The following is a 14,630-nucleotide window of genomic DNA, read 5'->3' as shown; positions in this document are numbered from 1 at the left end:
GGCAATCGTCGCATGAAATGCCACGGCGTTACTTGATCGCCCGATCGGAAGCCGGACGATGACACCGTGCAGGGCGATCGCATATGGAAGCGGCGTCCCTGCGGCCATCCTTCGAGACGCCCGCCTTTGGCGGGCCCTCTGGATGGAGTACGCGGAAGGAGTTTCGGCGGGCAAAGGTGCCGCTTGCCTCATCCCGAGGAGACCGCGGAGCGGTCATCTCGAAGGACGAGGCGCGCGCTCAGGCCGTCCAACAGGCCACATGCGATGGCCCTGCCGTGAATGAGGGCGCTCCCGTGCGAACGTCGAGCAGGCGCAATGCCGTCGCGCGCCTGCCCCGGGCAGTACGGTCGCATCAGCGCAGCCACGGCGCGGTCGGATCAGCAATGTGGGGAAATGGGAATGCCGGCAATGCCCCGGCCTCAACAGAACGAGGGCGTCGGCGAACACGTCAGGACCAGATTCCACGTTGGCCCGAAGGCCGCTTGTGAAATTGCGGAGCCCTTTGGAAAGAGAACCGCACCGAACGAAGAAAACTTGTTTCTTCTGCCGGACCGCGAAAGAGGCGATCCGACCGTTGACCTGATGTCTCGCCGACACCCTCTATCGTCGACCAGAACCTTTGGGAGGTGCTGATGACGTGCCGGCGCTCAAAGAGCCGGCAACTTCAGAAGCGAAGTTACTTCTTCTTCTTCGCGACCTTGCGGGTCTTCTTCGCAGTCTTCTTCACTGCGCTCTTCGCCTTCTTCGCCTTCTTCGCTTTCTTGGCCATGTTGCCCTCCGATGTGTGAGATGGCTTTAATCGCTGCGTGCACTCGGGGATCGAGATGCACACTCATCCCGAATACACCAACACGACGAAAAAAACATCTTCTGACTTAAGGAAGTGTTGACGGCGCAGTGCGCGTGCGCCAGCCGCGCCTGATTTGCCGACACGCAGAGACGCGCGTCCACGATCGCAAATGCTTCGCGCCGCATCGATGTCGACGAGCGCAGCGATTGCAAGAAAACCCTATGCAGCAAGTAATATTCTGCACGCGCACATCGCGCATGATCAGTGCGATGACGCGCGCTGCAGCGCGCGCGATCGCGTCGCCGGGCAGAGTCGCGGACTCTGAGTCGTGAATTTTGGCAACGAAATTATTTTCATGCTTAATGGCGGAAGCGCTCGTCAGAGCGTGTGCAAGTCGCCGTTTTGCGCGAATCGCGCGACCCGCGATTCGCATCGTGACCTTGACGAATGAAGCGCGCCGCCGGCGATGCGTGCGCGTCTGTCTCGACGCCGGGCGAGGTGACGATACGTGTCCGCCACCTCGTTCGAACGCGTGAGGTTAGATGCCGAGCTTGGACTTGAGCAGGTCGTTGACCGCCTGCGGGTTCGCCTTGCCGCCGGATGCCTTCATCACCTGGCCGACGAACCAGCCGAGCGACTGCGGCTTGTCCTTGACCTGCGCGGCCTTGTCGGGATTGGCGGCAATGATGTCGTCGACAACCTTTTCGATCGCCGAAAGATCCGTCACCTGCTTCATGCCGCGGCTTTCGACCAGCGCGCGGGGATCGCCGCCTTCCTGCCAGACGATCTCGAACAGATCCTTGGCGATCTTGCCCGAGATCGTGCCCTCGCCGATCAGGTCGATGATCGCGGCAAGCTGCTCGGCGCCAACCGGAGAGTCCGTAATATCCCGGCCTTCCTTGTTGAGACGGCCGAACAGCTCATTGATCACCCAGTTCGCCGCCATCTTGCCGTCGCGCGCGCGGTTGGCGAGCTTGTCCAGCACGGTTTCGTAGAACACCGCGCTCTCGCGCTCGGCAACGAGCACGCTCGCGTCGTAAGCCGACAGGCCGAGATCGGCGACGAAGCGCGTCTTCTTCTGGTCCGGCAGCTCGGGGAGCTCGGCCTTCAGCGCGTCGACGAACTCCTGGCTGAACTCGAGCGGCAGGAGGTCGGGATCTGGGAAGTAGCGATAGTCATGCGCCTCTTCCTTGGAGCGCATCGAGCGCGTCTCGCCCTTGTTGGGGTCATAGAGCCGGGTTTCCTGGTCGATCTGGCCGCCGTCCTCCAGGATCTCGATCTGCCGGCGCGCCTCGAACTCGATCGCCTGGCCGATAAAGTTGATCGAGTTCATGTTCTTGATTTCGCAGCGGGTGCCGAGCGGCGCGCCCGGCTTGCGCACGGAGACGTTGACGTCGGCGCGCAAGCTCCCCTTCTCCATGTCGCCGTCGCAGGTGCCGAGATAGCGCAGGATCGAGCGCAGCTTGGTCACATAGGCCTTGGCCTGCTCGGCATCGCGGATGTCGGGCTTGGAGACGATCTCCATCAGCGCCACGCCGCAGCGGTTGAGATCGACATAGGACATGGTCGGCGACTGGTCGTGCATCAACTTGCCGGCGTCCTGCTCCAGATGCAGCCGCTCGATTCCGATGGTGACGCTGCGGCCGCCGTCGAGCTCGATCAGGACCTCGCCCTCGCCCACCACCGGCGACTTATACTGGCTGATCTGGTAACCCTGCGGCGAGTCCGGATAGAAATAGTTTTTGCGGTCGAACACCGAGCGCAGGTTGATCTGAGCATTGAGGCCGAGCCCGGTCCGGACAGCCTGTCTGACACATTCCTCGTTGATCACGGGCAGCATGCCCGGCATCGCCGCGTCAACCAGCGACACGTGGCTGTTCGGCTCGCCGCCGAATGCGGTCGAAGCGCCCGAGAACAGTTTTGAGTTCGAGGTCACCTGGGCATGGATCTCCATGCCGATGACCATCTCCCAATCGCCGGTAGCGCCTTTGAGAAGCTTGTGGGATGCGGCAGGTGCGTTCATCGGTCTCGGTGTCCGGATCAGATCATATCGGGGATGATTGGGCTTCGCGCAACGGGTCGCGCCAGTCAAGCTGGAGATCGCCGCACACTCCCTCGGATGCGGCGCGGCGCTTCCGCCTCGCTCCGGCGACACACTGCCGGGCATTGACGCCAACGCCTCATGTACCTTAGAAGTTGCGCATTGGGGGCGTTGCATATGTTTAGTATATTTATTCGTGCTTTGATGTTGGCAGCTGCGGCCGCCATGCTCACCTCGTGTGCGACACCGTATCAGCAATCAGGTCTGACTGGCGGCGCGGACGTCCGGGAATTGCGGCCTGACGTCTATCGGGTCACGTTCCAGGGCAACGGGTACACCACCCGCGAGACCGTCCAGGTCTACTGGCTCAATCGCTGTGCCGAGCTTGCCCTCGAAAAAGGCTTTGCCGGATTCGAGATCCTGTCGGACGTGCGGTTCGTCATGCGGCGTCAGCCGTCGGAGGATCGCCTCGGTCCCCGGCTCGCCAGCGCAATCCCATCGCTCAAGACGCACATTCCGGTATCGCGGGACGAAGCCTCGGCATTCTCGTTCCGTCCTGAAAGCACCGATGCAGCGAATCGGCCGCTGGCACCGGTCAGATTGGCGCGCGGCGGCATGCTGTTCGTCTACACGGCTCCCGCCGCGGCTGGTCCCAAGCCAGGGATCGAAGCCGACGTCCACTTCCTGGCCGCACCGATGACCGCGGCACCGCCCAGGATATTCAACGCCAGGGCGCTCCTCGCGCAGCTCGAGCCGATCATCAAGGCCGAGAAATGCGGACTTGGCAATGTCTGCCCGCACGTGCACGATTATCTGCTGCCGAAGGACATGTTGACGCCGCAACAGGGAATACGCGGCGCTCCGCCCTCACCGCGCTAGCAGCGTGGCAGCGATCCGCTGCCACTCCGCCTCCAATGAATCCTTTGCCGCCACCTGGCCGGCCTGGCGGTACCAGTAGCCGGCATTGCCGAGGTCGCCCTCGACGCGGTGCAGATAGGCGTGCACCCAGGCTGCCTCGCGGCTGCTCTCGTCCTGGACGATTTTGTGCGCCCGGTCCCAGTCACCCTTCGCCGCCCACCAGAGACCGGCGAGCGGCGCGTTCAGGCCCGGCGCGGGCGCAGCGCCCTCGAGACTTGCGATGAAGCCAGCGACATTCACCACCACCTCGCGGGCGTGAAGCGGCCGGCGGCCTGCTCGATCACCTCGCCGAGCGAGAATAGCGTCTCCTCGTCGAACGGACGGCCAATCAGCTGCAAGCCGAGCGGCAGGCCCTGCGCGTCCTTGCCGGCGGGCACGGCGATGCCCGGCAGGCCGGCCATGTTCACGGTCACCGTAAAGATGTCGTTGAGGTACATCTCGACCGGATCGGCGCCACCCTTCTCGCCGATGCCGAAGGCTGCCGATGGCGTTGCCGGCGTCAGGATCGCGTCGACACCCCCAGCAAAGCAATCCTCAAAATCCTTCTTGATCAGCGTCCGCACTTTTTGGGCACGCAAATAATAGGCGTCGTAATAGCCGGCGGACAGCACATAGGTGCCGATCAGGACCCGCCGTTTCACCTCCGCGCCAAAGCCTTCGGCGCGGGTGTTCTCGTAGAGCTCGAGGATGTTCTTAGCTGGCTCGCGCAGGCCGTAGCGAACGCCGTCATAACGGGCGAGGTTGGAGGACGCTTCCGCCGGGGCCACGATGTAATAGGCCGGCAGCGCGTATTTGGTGTGCGGCAGCGATATCTCAACGAGCTCCGCGCCCGCGGCCTTCAGCCACGCCGCGCCCGCTTCCCAAAGTTTTTCGATCTCGACCGGCATGCCGTCGAGACGATACTCCCTGGGAATGCCGATCTTCATGCCCTTCACGGATTTGCCGATCGCGGCCTCATAGTCCGGCACCGGGATGTCGACCGAGGTCGTGTCCTTCGGATCGTGCCCCGCCATCGAGCGCAGCAGCATCGCGCTATCGCGCACGCTGCGCGCGATCGGACCTGCCTGGTCGAGCGAGGACGCAAAGGCGACGATGCCCCAGCGCGAGCAGCGGCCATAGGTCGGCTTGATGCCGACGGTCGCGGTGAACGCCGCCGGCTGGCGGATCGAGCCACCGGTGTCGGTCGCGGTCGCGCCCATGCACAGCAGCGCCGCCACGGCCGCAGCCGAGCCGCCGGACGAGCCGCCCGGCACCAGCGTCGTGTTGCTGCCCTCGCGCCGCCACGGATTGCCGACCGGACCGAAGCACGAGGTCTCGTTCGCCGAGCCCATCGCGAACTCGTCGTTGTTGAGCTTGCCGAGCATCACGGCGCCGTCGCGCCACAGCTGCGAAGTGACGGTGGACTCGTAGGTCGGCACGAAGTTGCCGAGGATCTTCGAGCAGGCCGTGGTGCGCACGCCCTTGGTCGCGAACAGATCCTTGATGCCGAGCGGGATGCCCGCGAGCGGGCCGGCATCACCCTTGGCGATCTTGCCATCGGCCTCGCGCGCCATGGCGCGGGCCTGGTCGGGCGTCTCCATCACGAAGGCGTTGAGCACGCGCGCGGCTTCGATCGCGGAAAGATGCGCGTCGGTCAGCTCGAGCGACGTGAAAGTCTTGGCCGCGAGGCCCTTGCGGGCCTCGGCGAGCGTCAGCGATGTCAAATCGGTCATTTATTGATCGGGCTGCAGAAGAACGGAGACAGGGTCTTGTCGTTGGCCGGGTCGTCTTTTTTGGCAGCCGCATTCGCGGCGGCCTCGAGCTCGTCGAGCACGGCATTGACGGCGACATCGGGATCGGCAGCCTTGCCCTGCCGCTCCATCTTGTCGAGATAGTTCATGTAGGCCTGATAGGCCTTCTCATCGTCGCAAAGCAGGCACATCGGACCACGTCCTAAAAGTTACTCGACGACCTTCGGCACCAGGAAGAAGTGCCCTTCCGTTGCGGGCGCATTGGCAACGATATCGTCGGCAATCTCGCCATCATTGACCACGTCCTGCCGCTTCTTCATCCGCATCGGGGTGACCGAGGTCATCGGCTCCACCCCCTTGACGTCGACCTCCGAGAGCTGCTCGACGAAGGCGAGCATGGCGTTGAGCTCGCCCTGAAGATGCGGAACCTCGTCCTCGGAAACCGCAATGCGCGCCAGATGCGCGATGCGGAGGACAGTAGCGGCGTCGACGGACATTATATAAGGCCTCTCACGGCAAAACCCATGTGCCGTATAGCAGAGGCCGGTTTTGCGCCGCAACCGGCGCTTCCCGCCTATCCGGCGAGCGCTTTCATGCGGGTTAGCGCCGATTTGGCGAGATCCCGGGTCAATTCGGCCGCCGGAAGCTCCCGTCCCATCGCGACCGCCTGTCCCGCCCAGAGATTGGTGAAGTCGACCTTCCCCTGCTTGTCGGCAGCCGCCTTCAGCGGCACGAGGGCCGTCGCCGCATGGGGGAATGGCGGGGCATCGGGCGAGATTGGGCCGACCTCGCGCATCAGGCGGTTCTGTACCCCGCGCGCCGGGCGCCCGGTCATGACGTTGGTGATGACGGTGGAATCGTCCCGCGCTTCGGCGAGCGCCTTGCGGCCGCCGGGCGTGACCTTGGATTCCGGACAGCGCAGATAGGCACTGCCGATCTGCACACCCGATGCGCCGAGCGCAAATGCCGCGGCGATGCCGCGTCCGTCCGCGATGCCGCCGCAGGCGATCACCGGCACCTTCACGGCATCGACCACCTGCGGCACCAGCGCAAACGTGCCGGGCTGCTCGGCGATCTTGTCGGTCAGGAACATGCCGCGATGGCCGCCGGCCTCGGCGCCCTGCGCAATGATGGCGTCGACGCCGCGCTGCTCGAGCCAGACGGCTTCCTTCACCGTCGTCGCGGACGAAATGACGAGGCAGCCGGCCGCCTTGACGCGCTCGAGCAGCGCCTGATCCGGCAGGCCGAAATGAAAGCTGACGACCTCCGGCTTCAGCTCCTCGACGACCTTGCAGAAGGCATCGTCGAACGGGGCCCGGTTCGCAGCATTGATCGGCGCCGCCGGATCGAGGCCATGCTCGGTGTAATAGCCCGTAAGCCGCTGCTTCCAGCGCGCCTCAGCCTCCGCCGTGAGCTCGATCGGGGTATGGCAGAAGAAGTTCATGTTCACCGGCGCCTTCACGCGTTGGCGGATGAGACCGACCTGCTCGCGCGCCTTCTCCGCCGACAACATCGCGCAAGGCAGCGAGCCCAGCGCGCCGCCTTGCGCGGCCGCAATCACCAGCTCCGCATCCATCACGCCAGCCATCGGCGCCAGCACGATCGGGAATTCGGTCTTGAAGAGGTCGATCAGTCGACGGTCAGGCCACATGGTTGTTCTCTCTCGTTGGTCTTTACCCTCCCTGGAGGGGGAGAGTCGATCGCGCGAGGCGCGAGCGGGGTGGGGTGACAGACTCTCCGCGGAGGCGCTGCCCGAGTGGAGAGATCACCCACCCCGCTACGCATTCCGCTTCGCTACGTGCGCAGCGACCCTCCCCCTCCAGAGGAGGGTGAAGACTCCCGCGCCGCTGTCATCGAGTTTCTCCGTCCGGCCAAAAGTTGCTCAGCCTCGCTCGCAATCCGCTCGACGATCTCGGCCGCCGCGGGAATATCATGGATCAGGCCGACCGCCTCTCCCGCAAAAACGGCCGCGATTTCGAAATCGCCCGCCAGTTTTGCCGCCGCATATTCGACGCAAACCTCGTCCGCGCGCTGCATCAGCTCGACCTCGCGGCCGGTCCAGCTCTTGATATGGTTGTTGACCAGCGTGCGTGCGGTGAACGGAGCCGGCCAGAACAGCTTCCGCGACCAGTCGGGAACGACGCCGCGCACTGTCTCGTTGCCGTCAGCGGCACGAATGCGCTGCTTCGCCTGCTCCGCGCCGTTGGCCTCGACGCTCGCATAGAAGCGCGTGCCGATCAGCACGCCCGATGCGCCCAGCATCATCATTGCAGCAAGGCCCCGGCCATCGGCGATCCCGCCGGCCGCGACGACAGGCACGCGGCCTGCGGCGAGATCGACGATCGCGGGCACGATATCAACCGTGGTGCGCGCCGCGCCGTGACCGCCCGCCTCTGTCCCCTGCGCGACCAAGATCTCCGCGCCGGCATCGAGCGCCTGCTTCGCCATGCCCTCGCTCTGCACCTGGCAGATCAATCGGGCGCCGCTGGCCCTGATCCGCGGCGCGAATGGCGCGGGATCGCCGAACGACAGCATGATCGCCTGCGGGCGAGCATCGAGCGCGATATCGAGAAGCTCGGGCTGCTTGGCGAGGCTCCAGGTGATGAAGCCGATCCCGAACGGCGCGAAGCTGTTCAGCTCCCTCGTCTCACTCTCCAGCCGCGCGCGGTCGCCATAGCCGCCACCCAGGATGCCGAAGCCGCCGGCGTCACTGACCGCGCGGGTCAGCCCGCTGCCGGCGATCGTATCCATCGGCGCCGACAAGATCGGATGCCTGATCCCGAGAAGCTCCGTCAGCTGTGTGGCGATCGGCATGCATCCTCCCACTCTGGACAGGAAGATTAGCCGCGAATAGCATTCTTCAAAATTGAATTCTTGCGAACGCTGCCATCTCAGAAGCGAAACGATCATGGAACTCAGCGATATCAAGACCTTTGCGGCCGTGGCCCGCACTGGGGGCATCACCCGCGCGGCGGAAGAGCTCAACACCGTGCAGTCGAACGTCACCCAACGCATCAAGGCGCTGGAGGCCGAGATCGGCACACCGCTGTTCGAGCGCCACAGCCGCGGCATGACGCTCACAGCCGCCGGCAAGCGCCTCCTGCCCTACGCACAGAAGATGGCGGCATTGTCGCACGAAGCCGTCCTCGCGGCGCGCGACGACGGCGAGCCGAAGGGGCCGCTGGCGATCGGCTCGATGGAAACCACCGCCGCGGTGCGGCTGCCGCCGCTGCTGGCCGACTTCCATCGCCGCTTTCCCGCCGTGCGGCTGACATTGCGCACCGCGACCACCGCCGACCTCGTTGCTGCCGTGCTCGATGGGATCCTCGACGGCGCCTTCGTTGCAGGTCCGATCGAACACGCGGAGCTCTTTGCCGTCACCGCGTTCCGCGAAGAGCTGGTGCTGGTCAGCGCGCGGCGCTGGACCTCACTCGCTGAGCTGCGCGCCGGCACGCCGGAGTCAGGTCCGACTGCGCTGGTATTCCGCACCGGCTGCACCTACCGCCAGCGGCTCGAGCAGGTGTTCGTCGAGTTCGGCTGGCCGTCGGCCGCACGCTTCGAGCTCGGCACGCTCGACGGCATGATCGGCTGCGTCGCCGCCGACATGGGCGTGACGCTGCTGCCGCGCGCGGTGGTCGAACGCAGCGCGATGCACGGCAGCGTGTCGATCCACACGCTGGGCGCCTCGCATGCGCGGGTCGAGACGCTCTTCATCCAGCGCCGCGCCGGACATCAATATAGCGCACTCACCGGTTTCATCTCTTGTCTGAAGAAAGAGGACGACGTCATCGCAGCTTGAGGCGCGCTTTCCATAGCGCGAAAATTCACCGTCACAAATCTGTCGTACTTGAATCAAGCTGCGCTGCACTGCGTTCAGCCGTCGCAGCCCAATGCGTCGAAACATTTGAAGCGCGCGCCCCTACTACGTTAGGATGAGCGACTGGCCAGCGCGATACCACAACGAAGCCAAACATCGGCAAGAACATCGGCAAGAAACATCGGGAGGACTATCGATGCGCAATACGCTCGTGTTGTGCTGTGTCGCCGCGTTGTCGGCGATGTCAGGGACTGCAAGCGCACAGGACTGGACCAAATCGAAATGGGGGCCGAACGACGAGATCGGCGCCGCCAACTACATGACGCCCGAGCTGGTGCTGAAGGCCGCCTCTCTGGTGAAGACCGGCAAAACCTACGCCCTCGGCATGCCCGTCACACCGCAGACGCCCGCCTATCCGCCGCGCACCTTCAAGCTCACCATCGTGCAACCGGGGCAGGCCGGCAGTCCGGGTATCGGTCCGAACAAGGCGACCTATAATGACGACATCCTCGATACCTGGGTCGGTATCGGCAGCCAGATCGACGGCCTCGGCCATCTCGGCATCGAGCACGTCTATTACAACGGCAACAAGCTCGCCGATTTCGCCGATCCGAACGGGCTGAAGAAGCTCGGCATCGAGAAGGTGCCGCCGATCGTCACCCGCGGCGTGCTGCTCGACATGGCCGCCTATTTCAAGACCGACGTGGTGAAGGAAGGCACCGCCTTCAACGTCAAGGAAATCGAGGAAGCCGCCAAGCAGCAGAACGTCGAGATCCGCCAAGGCGACGTCGTGCTGTTCCACACCGGCTGGCTCAGCCTGATCGGCAAGGACGACAAGCGCTACTCGGCGGGCGAGCCGGGGCTCGGCGCCGAGGGCGCGAAGTACCTGACCGGCAAGGGCGTCGTCGCGATCGGCGCCGATACCTGGGCGCTCGAGGTGCTGCCGTTCGAGTCCAAGAACGTGTTCGAGGTGCACCAGATCCTGCTCGCGATGAACGGGACCTACATCCTCGAGAACATGGACACCGCTGCGCTCGCCCGGGACAAGGGTTATGAATTCCTGTTCGTGCTGGGCCAGCCGCGCTGGACCGGCGGCGTGCAGGCGATGATCAACCCGATCGCGATCCGCTGATCGGCAAGCCTGCTCGCGGGCGAGGGTCCGGCCGCCGAGGCGGCAGGCCCCCTCGCCCGCGTCGAATAATGTCAGTGCATCCATGGTCCAGGGTTCACCCCGGAGCGCGATGCGTGCTAAGCGCTAGCGCCATGCCGGCTCTTATCCTGCCTCTCATCGATGCTGCAGCCCATTGGCCCGAACGCGGTGCGCTGGTCGGGCTGGACTTGGGCACCAAGACCATCGGCGTTGCCGTGTCCGACCCGGACCGGCGGCTGGCGACCGGCGTCGAGACGATCCAGCGCAAGCAGTTCAAGCAGGACGCCGCCCGGCTGCTCGCGATCGCGGCCGAGCGCAAGGCGGCCGGCTTCGTGCTCGGCCTGCCCATCAACATGGACGGCAGCGAGGGTCCGCGCGCGCAGTCCACCCGCGCCTTCGCCCGCAACTTTGCCAACTTGACCTTGCTGCCGATCGGCCTCTGGGACGAGCGGCTCTCGACCGCCGCCGTCGAGCGCGAACTGATCGGCATGGATGTCAGCCGCGCCAAGCGCGCCGAGGTGATCGACGAGCACGCCGCGATCTTCATTTTGCAGGGTGCGCTCGATCGCCTCGCCAATCTTCGCGCCAGTCCGGCGATTGGCTGATCCATGGCTGTGGTCATCGCGGCGCTGCTGCCGGTCTTCATCCTCATCGTCCTCGGCGTGGTGCTGAAACGCACCCTGATGCGGCTCGACACGCAATGGCACGGGCTGGAGCGGCTGACCTATTTCGTCCTGTTCCCGATGCTGCTGATCCAGACGCTGGTGAAGGCCGACCTTTCCAAAGTGCCGGTCGCCGGCGTCGGTGGCGCGCTGCTGCTGTCGGCGCTGACGATGTCGCTCTTGTGCCTCGCGCTCCGCCCGGCGCTGTCGCGGCTCGACATCGACGGTCCCGCCTTCACATCGATCTTCCAGGGCGCGACACGCTGGCAGACCTACGTCGCGCTCTCCGTCTCCGCCAACATGTTCGGCGACGTCGGGCTGGCGCTGGCCTCCGTCGCCATGGTCGCGATCATTCCATTGGTCAACGTGTTCAGTGTCGCCGTGCTCGCCCATTACGCCGCTCCGGAAAAGCAGTCCGCGCGCGCGATCGTCATGACGGTGATCCGCAATCCCCTGATCTGGGCCTGCGTCATCGGCCTCGTCATCAACGTCGTCCATCTGCCGCTGCCGAAGATCTGGCACGAGGTTGCCGACGCGCTCGGCCGCTCCTCGCTCGCCATCGGCCTGCTCGTCACCGGCGCGGGCCTGCAGCTCAAGGGCCTGCTCCGCCCGAGCGTGGGCGCGACGATTGGGGTTGCGTTCAAGCTGGCGCTAATGCCCGTGCTCGCGCTGGCGCTCGCCGCCTGGTTCGGGCTAGCAGGCACCAACCTTGCGATCGTCGCGATCTGCGCGGCGGTGCCGACCTCGCCCAGCGCCTATGTGCTGGCCCGCCAAATGGGCGGCGATGCACCGCTGCTGGCGCAGATCATCACGCTGCAGACGATCTTGGCGGCGATCACGATGCCGATCGCGATCGCGCTGGTAGCGTAGTTCCCGTCATACCCCGAGCCACATCGTCAGCACCACCGCGGCCATGTTGTTTAGCGCATGCAGCACAACGGTGAGCCACAGTGAATTCGCGCGATAGCGCATGTAGCCGAACCACAGGCCGATGGTGAAGACCTCGGCGAGGAAGTACATGTCGTATTGCAGATGGACGATCGTCCATACCAGCGACGACAGGATGATCGCGCCTGATACGCGCAGGAAGCTCGCCGACCAGCCGCGGAAGAGAAAGCCGCGCGCCAAAAATTCTTCCGACATCGGCGCGGCCACGCTGAAGGCGACCAGCAGCAACATCGCGGCTCCCTTTTCGCGGCCTGATTTCAGGAGGTCGGTCATGAAGCCCGGCGTCGCCTCACGGCCGAGCGCGCGCGATATCGTCTCCCAGGCCAGCACCAGCAGGATGAGCCCGGCCGCGCCGAACAGCAGCTGTCTCCAGGACGGCCAATAGAGTGCGAGGTAGTCGACGAACGAGGCCTTCTTGGTGCGGATGGCAAGCCACACCGCCAAAAGCGTCGCTGGCAGGCCCATGATCACGGACAGCGCCAGCGCCTCGGGCTCGTGACCGACAAGTTCGACGGAGCTGAGGTTTGCGGGAAGACCACGCAGCACCACCAGCAGAACGATCGCACCGATCTGCCCGACGAACATCGCGACGAAGATGAGCAGGCCCCACAGCGCCGTGCCCCAGAACTTCCAGACGCGCGGCAGCGCACGCGTCTCGATGAGCGGCGGATGGTCGGGATTGAGGGAGTCCATCAGAAGGCTTTCGTTGGGGAGCGCAAACTTATCGAGCGATCGTCATGCCCGGGCTTGTCCCGGGCATCCACGTTCTTCGTGCCGCGCAGCAAGACGTGAATGGCCGGGTCAGGCCCGGCCATGACGTTGTGGAGAGATCGTGCCCACTCATGGCAGCGCCCGCTCCAGCAGCGCGCGCATGTCGCTGCTGTCCAGCTCGACCGCGCCATACATGCTGGCGTGATTGGCCGCGAGCCGCGTTGCGGCGAACAGTTCGGCTTGGTGCGGCGCGACGCCATTGAGCGCGGCGGCCGCGGCAAGCAGCGCCAGCTTCTCCACCGCAAGGCGTGCGACGCGCTCGCCGTCGGCACGGCGGAAAGTTTGTCCAATAAACGCGACGGCGTCGCCTGCCCCGGGCAGCCCCTTCGTTTCGGCCGCAAGTGATTGCAGCACGGTCATCGCCGCATCCGGCTCGCGCGACAGCGCGCGGAGCACATCGAGGCACATCACGTTGCCAGAGCCTTCCCAGATCGCGTTGACTGGCGATTCCCGGTAGTGGCGCGCCAGAATACCGTCCTCGACATAGCCGTTGCCACCGAGGCACTCCATCGCCTCGTAGAGAAAGCCCGGCGCGCTCTTGCAGGTCCAGTATTTGATCGCGGGCGTCAACAGCCGCATATAGGCGGCCTCTGCCGCATCGTGCGGCGTGCGGTCGAAGGCGCGGCAGAGCCGCATCACCAGCGCGGTGCTCGCCTCGACATGCAGCGCCATGTCCGAGAGCACCGCCTGCATCAGAGGCTGATCGGCCAGATACTTCTGGAACACGCTGCGGTGACGGGCGTGATGCAGCGCATGCGCGAGCCCGGAGCGCATCAGGCCCACGGACGCGATCGCGCAATCCTGCCGCGTCAGCTGCACCATCTGGATGATGGTGCGAATGCCCTTGCCCTCCTCGCCGACCGCTTGCGCATAGGCGCCGACGAACTCCACCTCGGAGGACGCATTGGAGCGGTTGCCGAGCTTGTCCTTCAGCCGCTGGAACTGGATCGCGTTGACGGAGCCATCCGGCGCAAAGCGCGGCATGAAGAAACAGGTCAGGCCACCATCGGCCTGCGCCAGCACCAGGAAGGCGTCGCACATCGGCGCCGACATGAACCATTTGTGGCCGGTGATGCGGTAGGCGTCGCCATCACGCACTGCGCGCGTCATGTTGGCGCGCACGTCGGTGCCGCCCTGCTTCTCGGTCATGCCCATGCCGAGCGTCATGCCGCGCTTGTCCCACCACGGCGCAAAGCGCGGGTCATAGCTTCTCGTCGACAGCACCGGCATCACGCGCGCGAGCAGGTCCGGCTGCATCGCCAGCGCGGCGACGGAGGCACGCGTCATCGTGATCGGGCAGAGATGGCCGGTCTCCACCTGCGCGGCCATGTAGAATTTTGCGGCACGAATGACTTCAGCAGCATCGCCCGCCGGCTTGCCATCCGTGGTCCATGTCGAATTGTGCACGCCGGCATGCGCGCTGTGCGCCATTAGCTCGTGATAGGCGGGGTGAAACTCGACCTGGTCGCGGCGATTGCCCTTGGCATCGAAGGTACGCAGCTTCGGCGTGTTCTCGTTGGCGAGGCGCCCGCGATCAGCCATCGCAGCCGAGCCCCAATGCCTGCCGAACTCGGACAGCTCCCGCTCCGCCGCCGCGCCGCCATTGGCCTTCACGGCCTCGACCAGCGGCCGATCCATGGCGAACAGATCCACGTCCTCGAACGGCGGCGACTGGTTGAAGACCTCGTGGGTCGCAAAGCTCGGCTGGGTCATTGGGCTTCCGATCAAATCTATCTCGGCTCGGGCAGTGCCAACCTCTCCCGACGGGAGAGGTAACCCTGCTCGCGGCTGCTTTCGCCTCAA

The 14,630-nt window shown here is 65.0% G+C and carries 14 protein-coding genes; 5 read left to right on the top strand and 9 right to left on the bottom strand.

Annotation, left to right across the window (positions count from 1 at the left end; translation table 11 throughout):
* Nucleotides 1–1,328: 1,328 nt before the first annotated feature.
* Entirely contained in the window at nt 1,329–2,813 is a 1,485-nt protein-coding gene (gatB, locus tag JJB99_RS17510) for an Asp-tRNA(Asn)/Glu-tRNA(Gln) amidotransferase subunit GatB (RefSeq protein WP_200499890.1), read from the bottom strand.
* Nucleotides 2,814–2,993: 180 nt separating this feature from the next.
* Between gatB and JJB99_RS17505 the strand changes: the two genes are divergently transcribed.
* Nucleotides 2,994–3,710, top strand: coding sequence for a CC0125/CC1285 family lipoprotein (locus tag JJB99_RS17505; protein WP_246775282.1), 717 nt, complete (start codon nt 2,994–2,996; stop codon nt 3,708–3,710).
* Here the strand turns inward: JJB99_RS17505 and JJB99_RS17500 are convergent.
* The 6 genes from JJB99_RS17500 to JJB99_RS17475 all read right to left on the bottom strand — a co-directional run bounded on the left by JJB99_RS17500 (nt 3,699) and on the right by JJB99_RS17475 (nt 8,293).
* Complete coding sequence (locus tag JJB99_RS17500) at nt 3,699–3,995, bottom strand: hypothetical protein (RefSeq protein ID WP_200499889.1); 297 nt, start codon at nt 3,993–3,995, stop codon at nt 3,699–3,701. The two genes, JJB99_RS17505 and JJB99_RS17500, sit on opposite strands and share 12 nt — an antisense overlap.
* Nucleotides 3,986–5,461, bottom strand: coding sequence for an Asp-tRNA(Asn)/Glu-tRNA(Gln) amidotransferase subunit GatA (gatA, locus tag JJB99_RS17495; protein ID WP_200499888.1), 1,476 nt, complete (start codon nt 5,459–5,461; stop codon nt 3,986–3,988). The genes JJB99_RS17500 and gatA overlap by 10 nt, the downstream gene beginning before the upstream one ends.
* Nucleotides 5,458–5,670: a hypothetical protein gene (locus tag JJB99_RS17490; RefSeq protein WP_200499887.1), complete on the bottom strand. Its 213-nt coding sequence runs from the start codon at nt 5,668–5,670 to the stop codon at nt 5,458–5,460. Before JJB99_RS17490 ends, gatA begins: the two co-directional genes overlap by 4 nt.
* An 18-nt stretch (nt 5,671–5,688) precedes the next feature.
* A complete protein-coding gene (gene gatC / locus JJB99_RS17485; protein WP_200499886.1) occupies nt 5,689–5,976 on the bottom strand; it encodes an Asp-tRNA(Asn)/Glu-tRNA(Gln) amidotransferase subunit GatC in 288 nt (95 codons plus the stop codon).
* A gap of 77 nt (nt 5,977–6,053) precedes the next feature.
* Nucleotides 6,054–7,130, bottom strand: coding sequence for an NAD(P)H-dependent flavin oxidoreductase (locus JJB99_RS17480; protein ID WP_200499885.1), 1,077 nt, complete (start codon nt 7,128–7,130; stop codon nt 6,054–6,056).
* Between the two features lie 143 nt (nt 7,131–7,273).
* Nucleotides 7,274–8,293: an NAD(P)H-dependent flavin oxidoreductase gene (locus JJB99_RS17475; RefSeq protein ID WP_200499884.1), complete on the bottom strand. Its 1,020-nt coding sequence runs from the start codon at nt 8,291–8,293 to the stop codon at nt 7,274–7,276.
* 94 nt (nt 8,294–8,387) lie between these two features.
* Here JJB99_RS17475 and JJB99_RS17470 point away from each other — a divergent pair, with 94 nt between their 5' ends.
* The 4 genes from JJB99_RS17470 (at nt 8,388) to JJB99_RS17455 (ending at nt 11,978) form a co-directional block, all read left to right on the top strand.
* Entirely contained in the window at nt 8,388–9,278 is an 891-nt protein-coding gene (locus tag JJB99_RS17470) for a LysR family transcriptional regulator (protein WP_200499883.1), read from the top strand.
* 214 nt (nt 9,279–9,492) lie between these two features.
* Nucleotides 9,493–10,428 (top strand): cyclase family protein, encoded by a 936-nt coding sequence (locus JJB99_RS17465; RefSeq protein ID WP_200499882.1) that lies wholly within the window; start codon nt 9,493–9,495, stop codon nt 10,426–10,428.
* Between the two features lie 131 nt (nt 10,429–10,559).
* Complete coding sequence (ruvX, locus tag JJB99_RS17460) at nt 10,560–11,051, top strand: Holliday junction resolvase RuvX (RefSeq protein WP_200499881.1); 492 nt, start codon at nt 10,560–10,562, stop codon at nt 11,049–11,051.
* A 3-nt stretch (nt 11,052–11,054) separates the two neighbouring features.
* On the top strand, nt 11,055–11,978 hold the full coding sequence (locus tag JJB99_RS17455) for an AEC family transporter (protein ID WP_200499880.1): 924 nt from the start codon (nt 11,055–11,057) through the stop codon (nt 11,976–11,978).
* Nucleotides 11,979–11,984: 6 nt separating this feature from the next.
* Here JJB99_RS17455 and JJB99_RS17450 read toward each other — a convergent pair whose 3' ends face one another.
* Together JJB99_RS17450 and JJB99_RS17445 are read right to left on the bottom strand one after the other, a co-directional pair.
* Nucleotides 11,985–12,749, bottom strand: coding sequence for a CPBP family intramembrane glutamic endopeptidase (locus JJB99_RS17450; RefSeq protein WP_200499879.1), 765 nt, complete (start codon nt 12,747–12,749; stop codon nt 11,985–11,987).
* Between the two features lie 147 nt (nt 12,750–12,896).
* The gene (locus JJB99_RS17445; RefSeq protein WP_200499878.1) at nt 12,897–14,540 is read right to left on the bottom strand and encodes an acyl-CoA dehydrogenase family protein; all 1,644 of its coding nucleotides are present in this window, start codon (nt 14,538–14,540) and stop codon (nt 12,897–12,899) included.
* Between the last annotated feature and the right edge of the window lie 90 nt (nt 14,541–14,630).

The organism is Bradyrhizobium diazoefficiens (genome assembly GCF_016616235.1).
Taxonomy (GTDB): Bacteria; Pseudomonadota; Alphaproteobacteria; order Rhizobiales; family Xanthobacteraceae; genus Bradyrhizobium; species Bradyrhizobium diazoefficiens_H.
Note: the sequence above shows the minus strand (reverse complement) of the source record. Positions and strands in the feature narration are given on the sequence as shown.

Excerpts from the sequence above, each read along its gene's own strand:
- gatC (WP_200499886.1), bottom strand. The coding sequence starts at position 5,976 with ATGTCCGTCGACGCCGCTACTGTCCTCCGCATCGCGCATCTGGCGCGC.
- JJB99_RS17480 (WP_200499885.1), bottom strand. The coding sequence starts at position 7,130 with ATGTGGCCTGACCGTCGACTGATCGACCTCTTCAAGACCGAATTCCCG.
- ruvX (WP_200499881.1), top strand. The coding sequence starts at position 10,560 with ATGCCGGCTCTTATCCTGCCTCTCATCGATGCTGCAGCCCATTGGCCC.
- gatB (WP_200499890.1), bottom strand. The coding sequence starts at position 2,813 with ATGAACGCACCTGCCGCATCCCACAAGCTTCTCAAAGGCGCTACCGGC.
- JJB99_RS17445 (WP_200499878.1), bottom strand. The coding sequence starts at position 14,540 with ATGACCCAGCCGAGCTTTGCGACCCACGAGGTCTTCAACCAGTCGCCG.
- JJB99_RS17490 (WP_200499887.1), bottom strand. The coding sequence starts at position 5,670 with ATGTGCCTGCTTTGCGACGATGAGAAGGCCTATCAGGCCTACATGAAC.
- JJB99_RS17455 (WP_200499880.1), top strand. The coding sequence starts at position 11,055 with ATGGCTGTGGTCATCGCGGCGCTGCTGCCGGTCTTCATCCTCATCGTC.
- JJB99_RS17470 (WP_200499883.1), top strand. The coding sequence starts at position 8,388 with ATGGAACTCAGCGATATCAAGACCTTTGCGGCCGTGGCCCGCACTGGG.
- gatA (WP_200499888.1), bottom strand. The coding sequence starts at position 5,461 with ATGACCGATTTGACATCGCTGACGCTCGCCGAGGCCCGCAAGGGCCTC.
- JJB99_RS17475 (WP_200499884.1), bottom strand. The coding sequence starts at position 8,293 with ATGCCGATCGCCACACAGCTGACGGAGCTTCTCGGGATCAGGCATCCG.
- JJB99_RS17465 (WP_200499882.1), top strand. The coding sequence starts at position 9,493 with ATGCGCAATACGCTCGTGTTGTGCTGTGTCGCCGCGTTGTCGGCGATG.
- JJB99_RS17450 (WP_200499879.1), bottom strand. The coding sequence starts at position 12,749 with ATGGACTCCCTCAATCCCGACCATCCGCCGCTCATCGAGACGCGTGCG.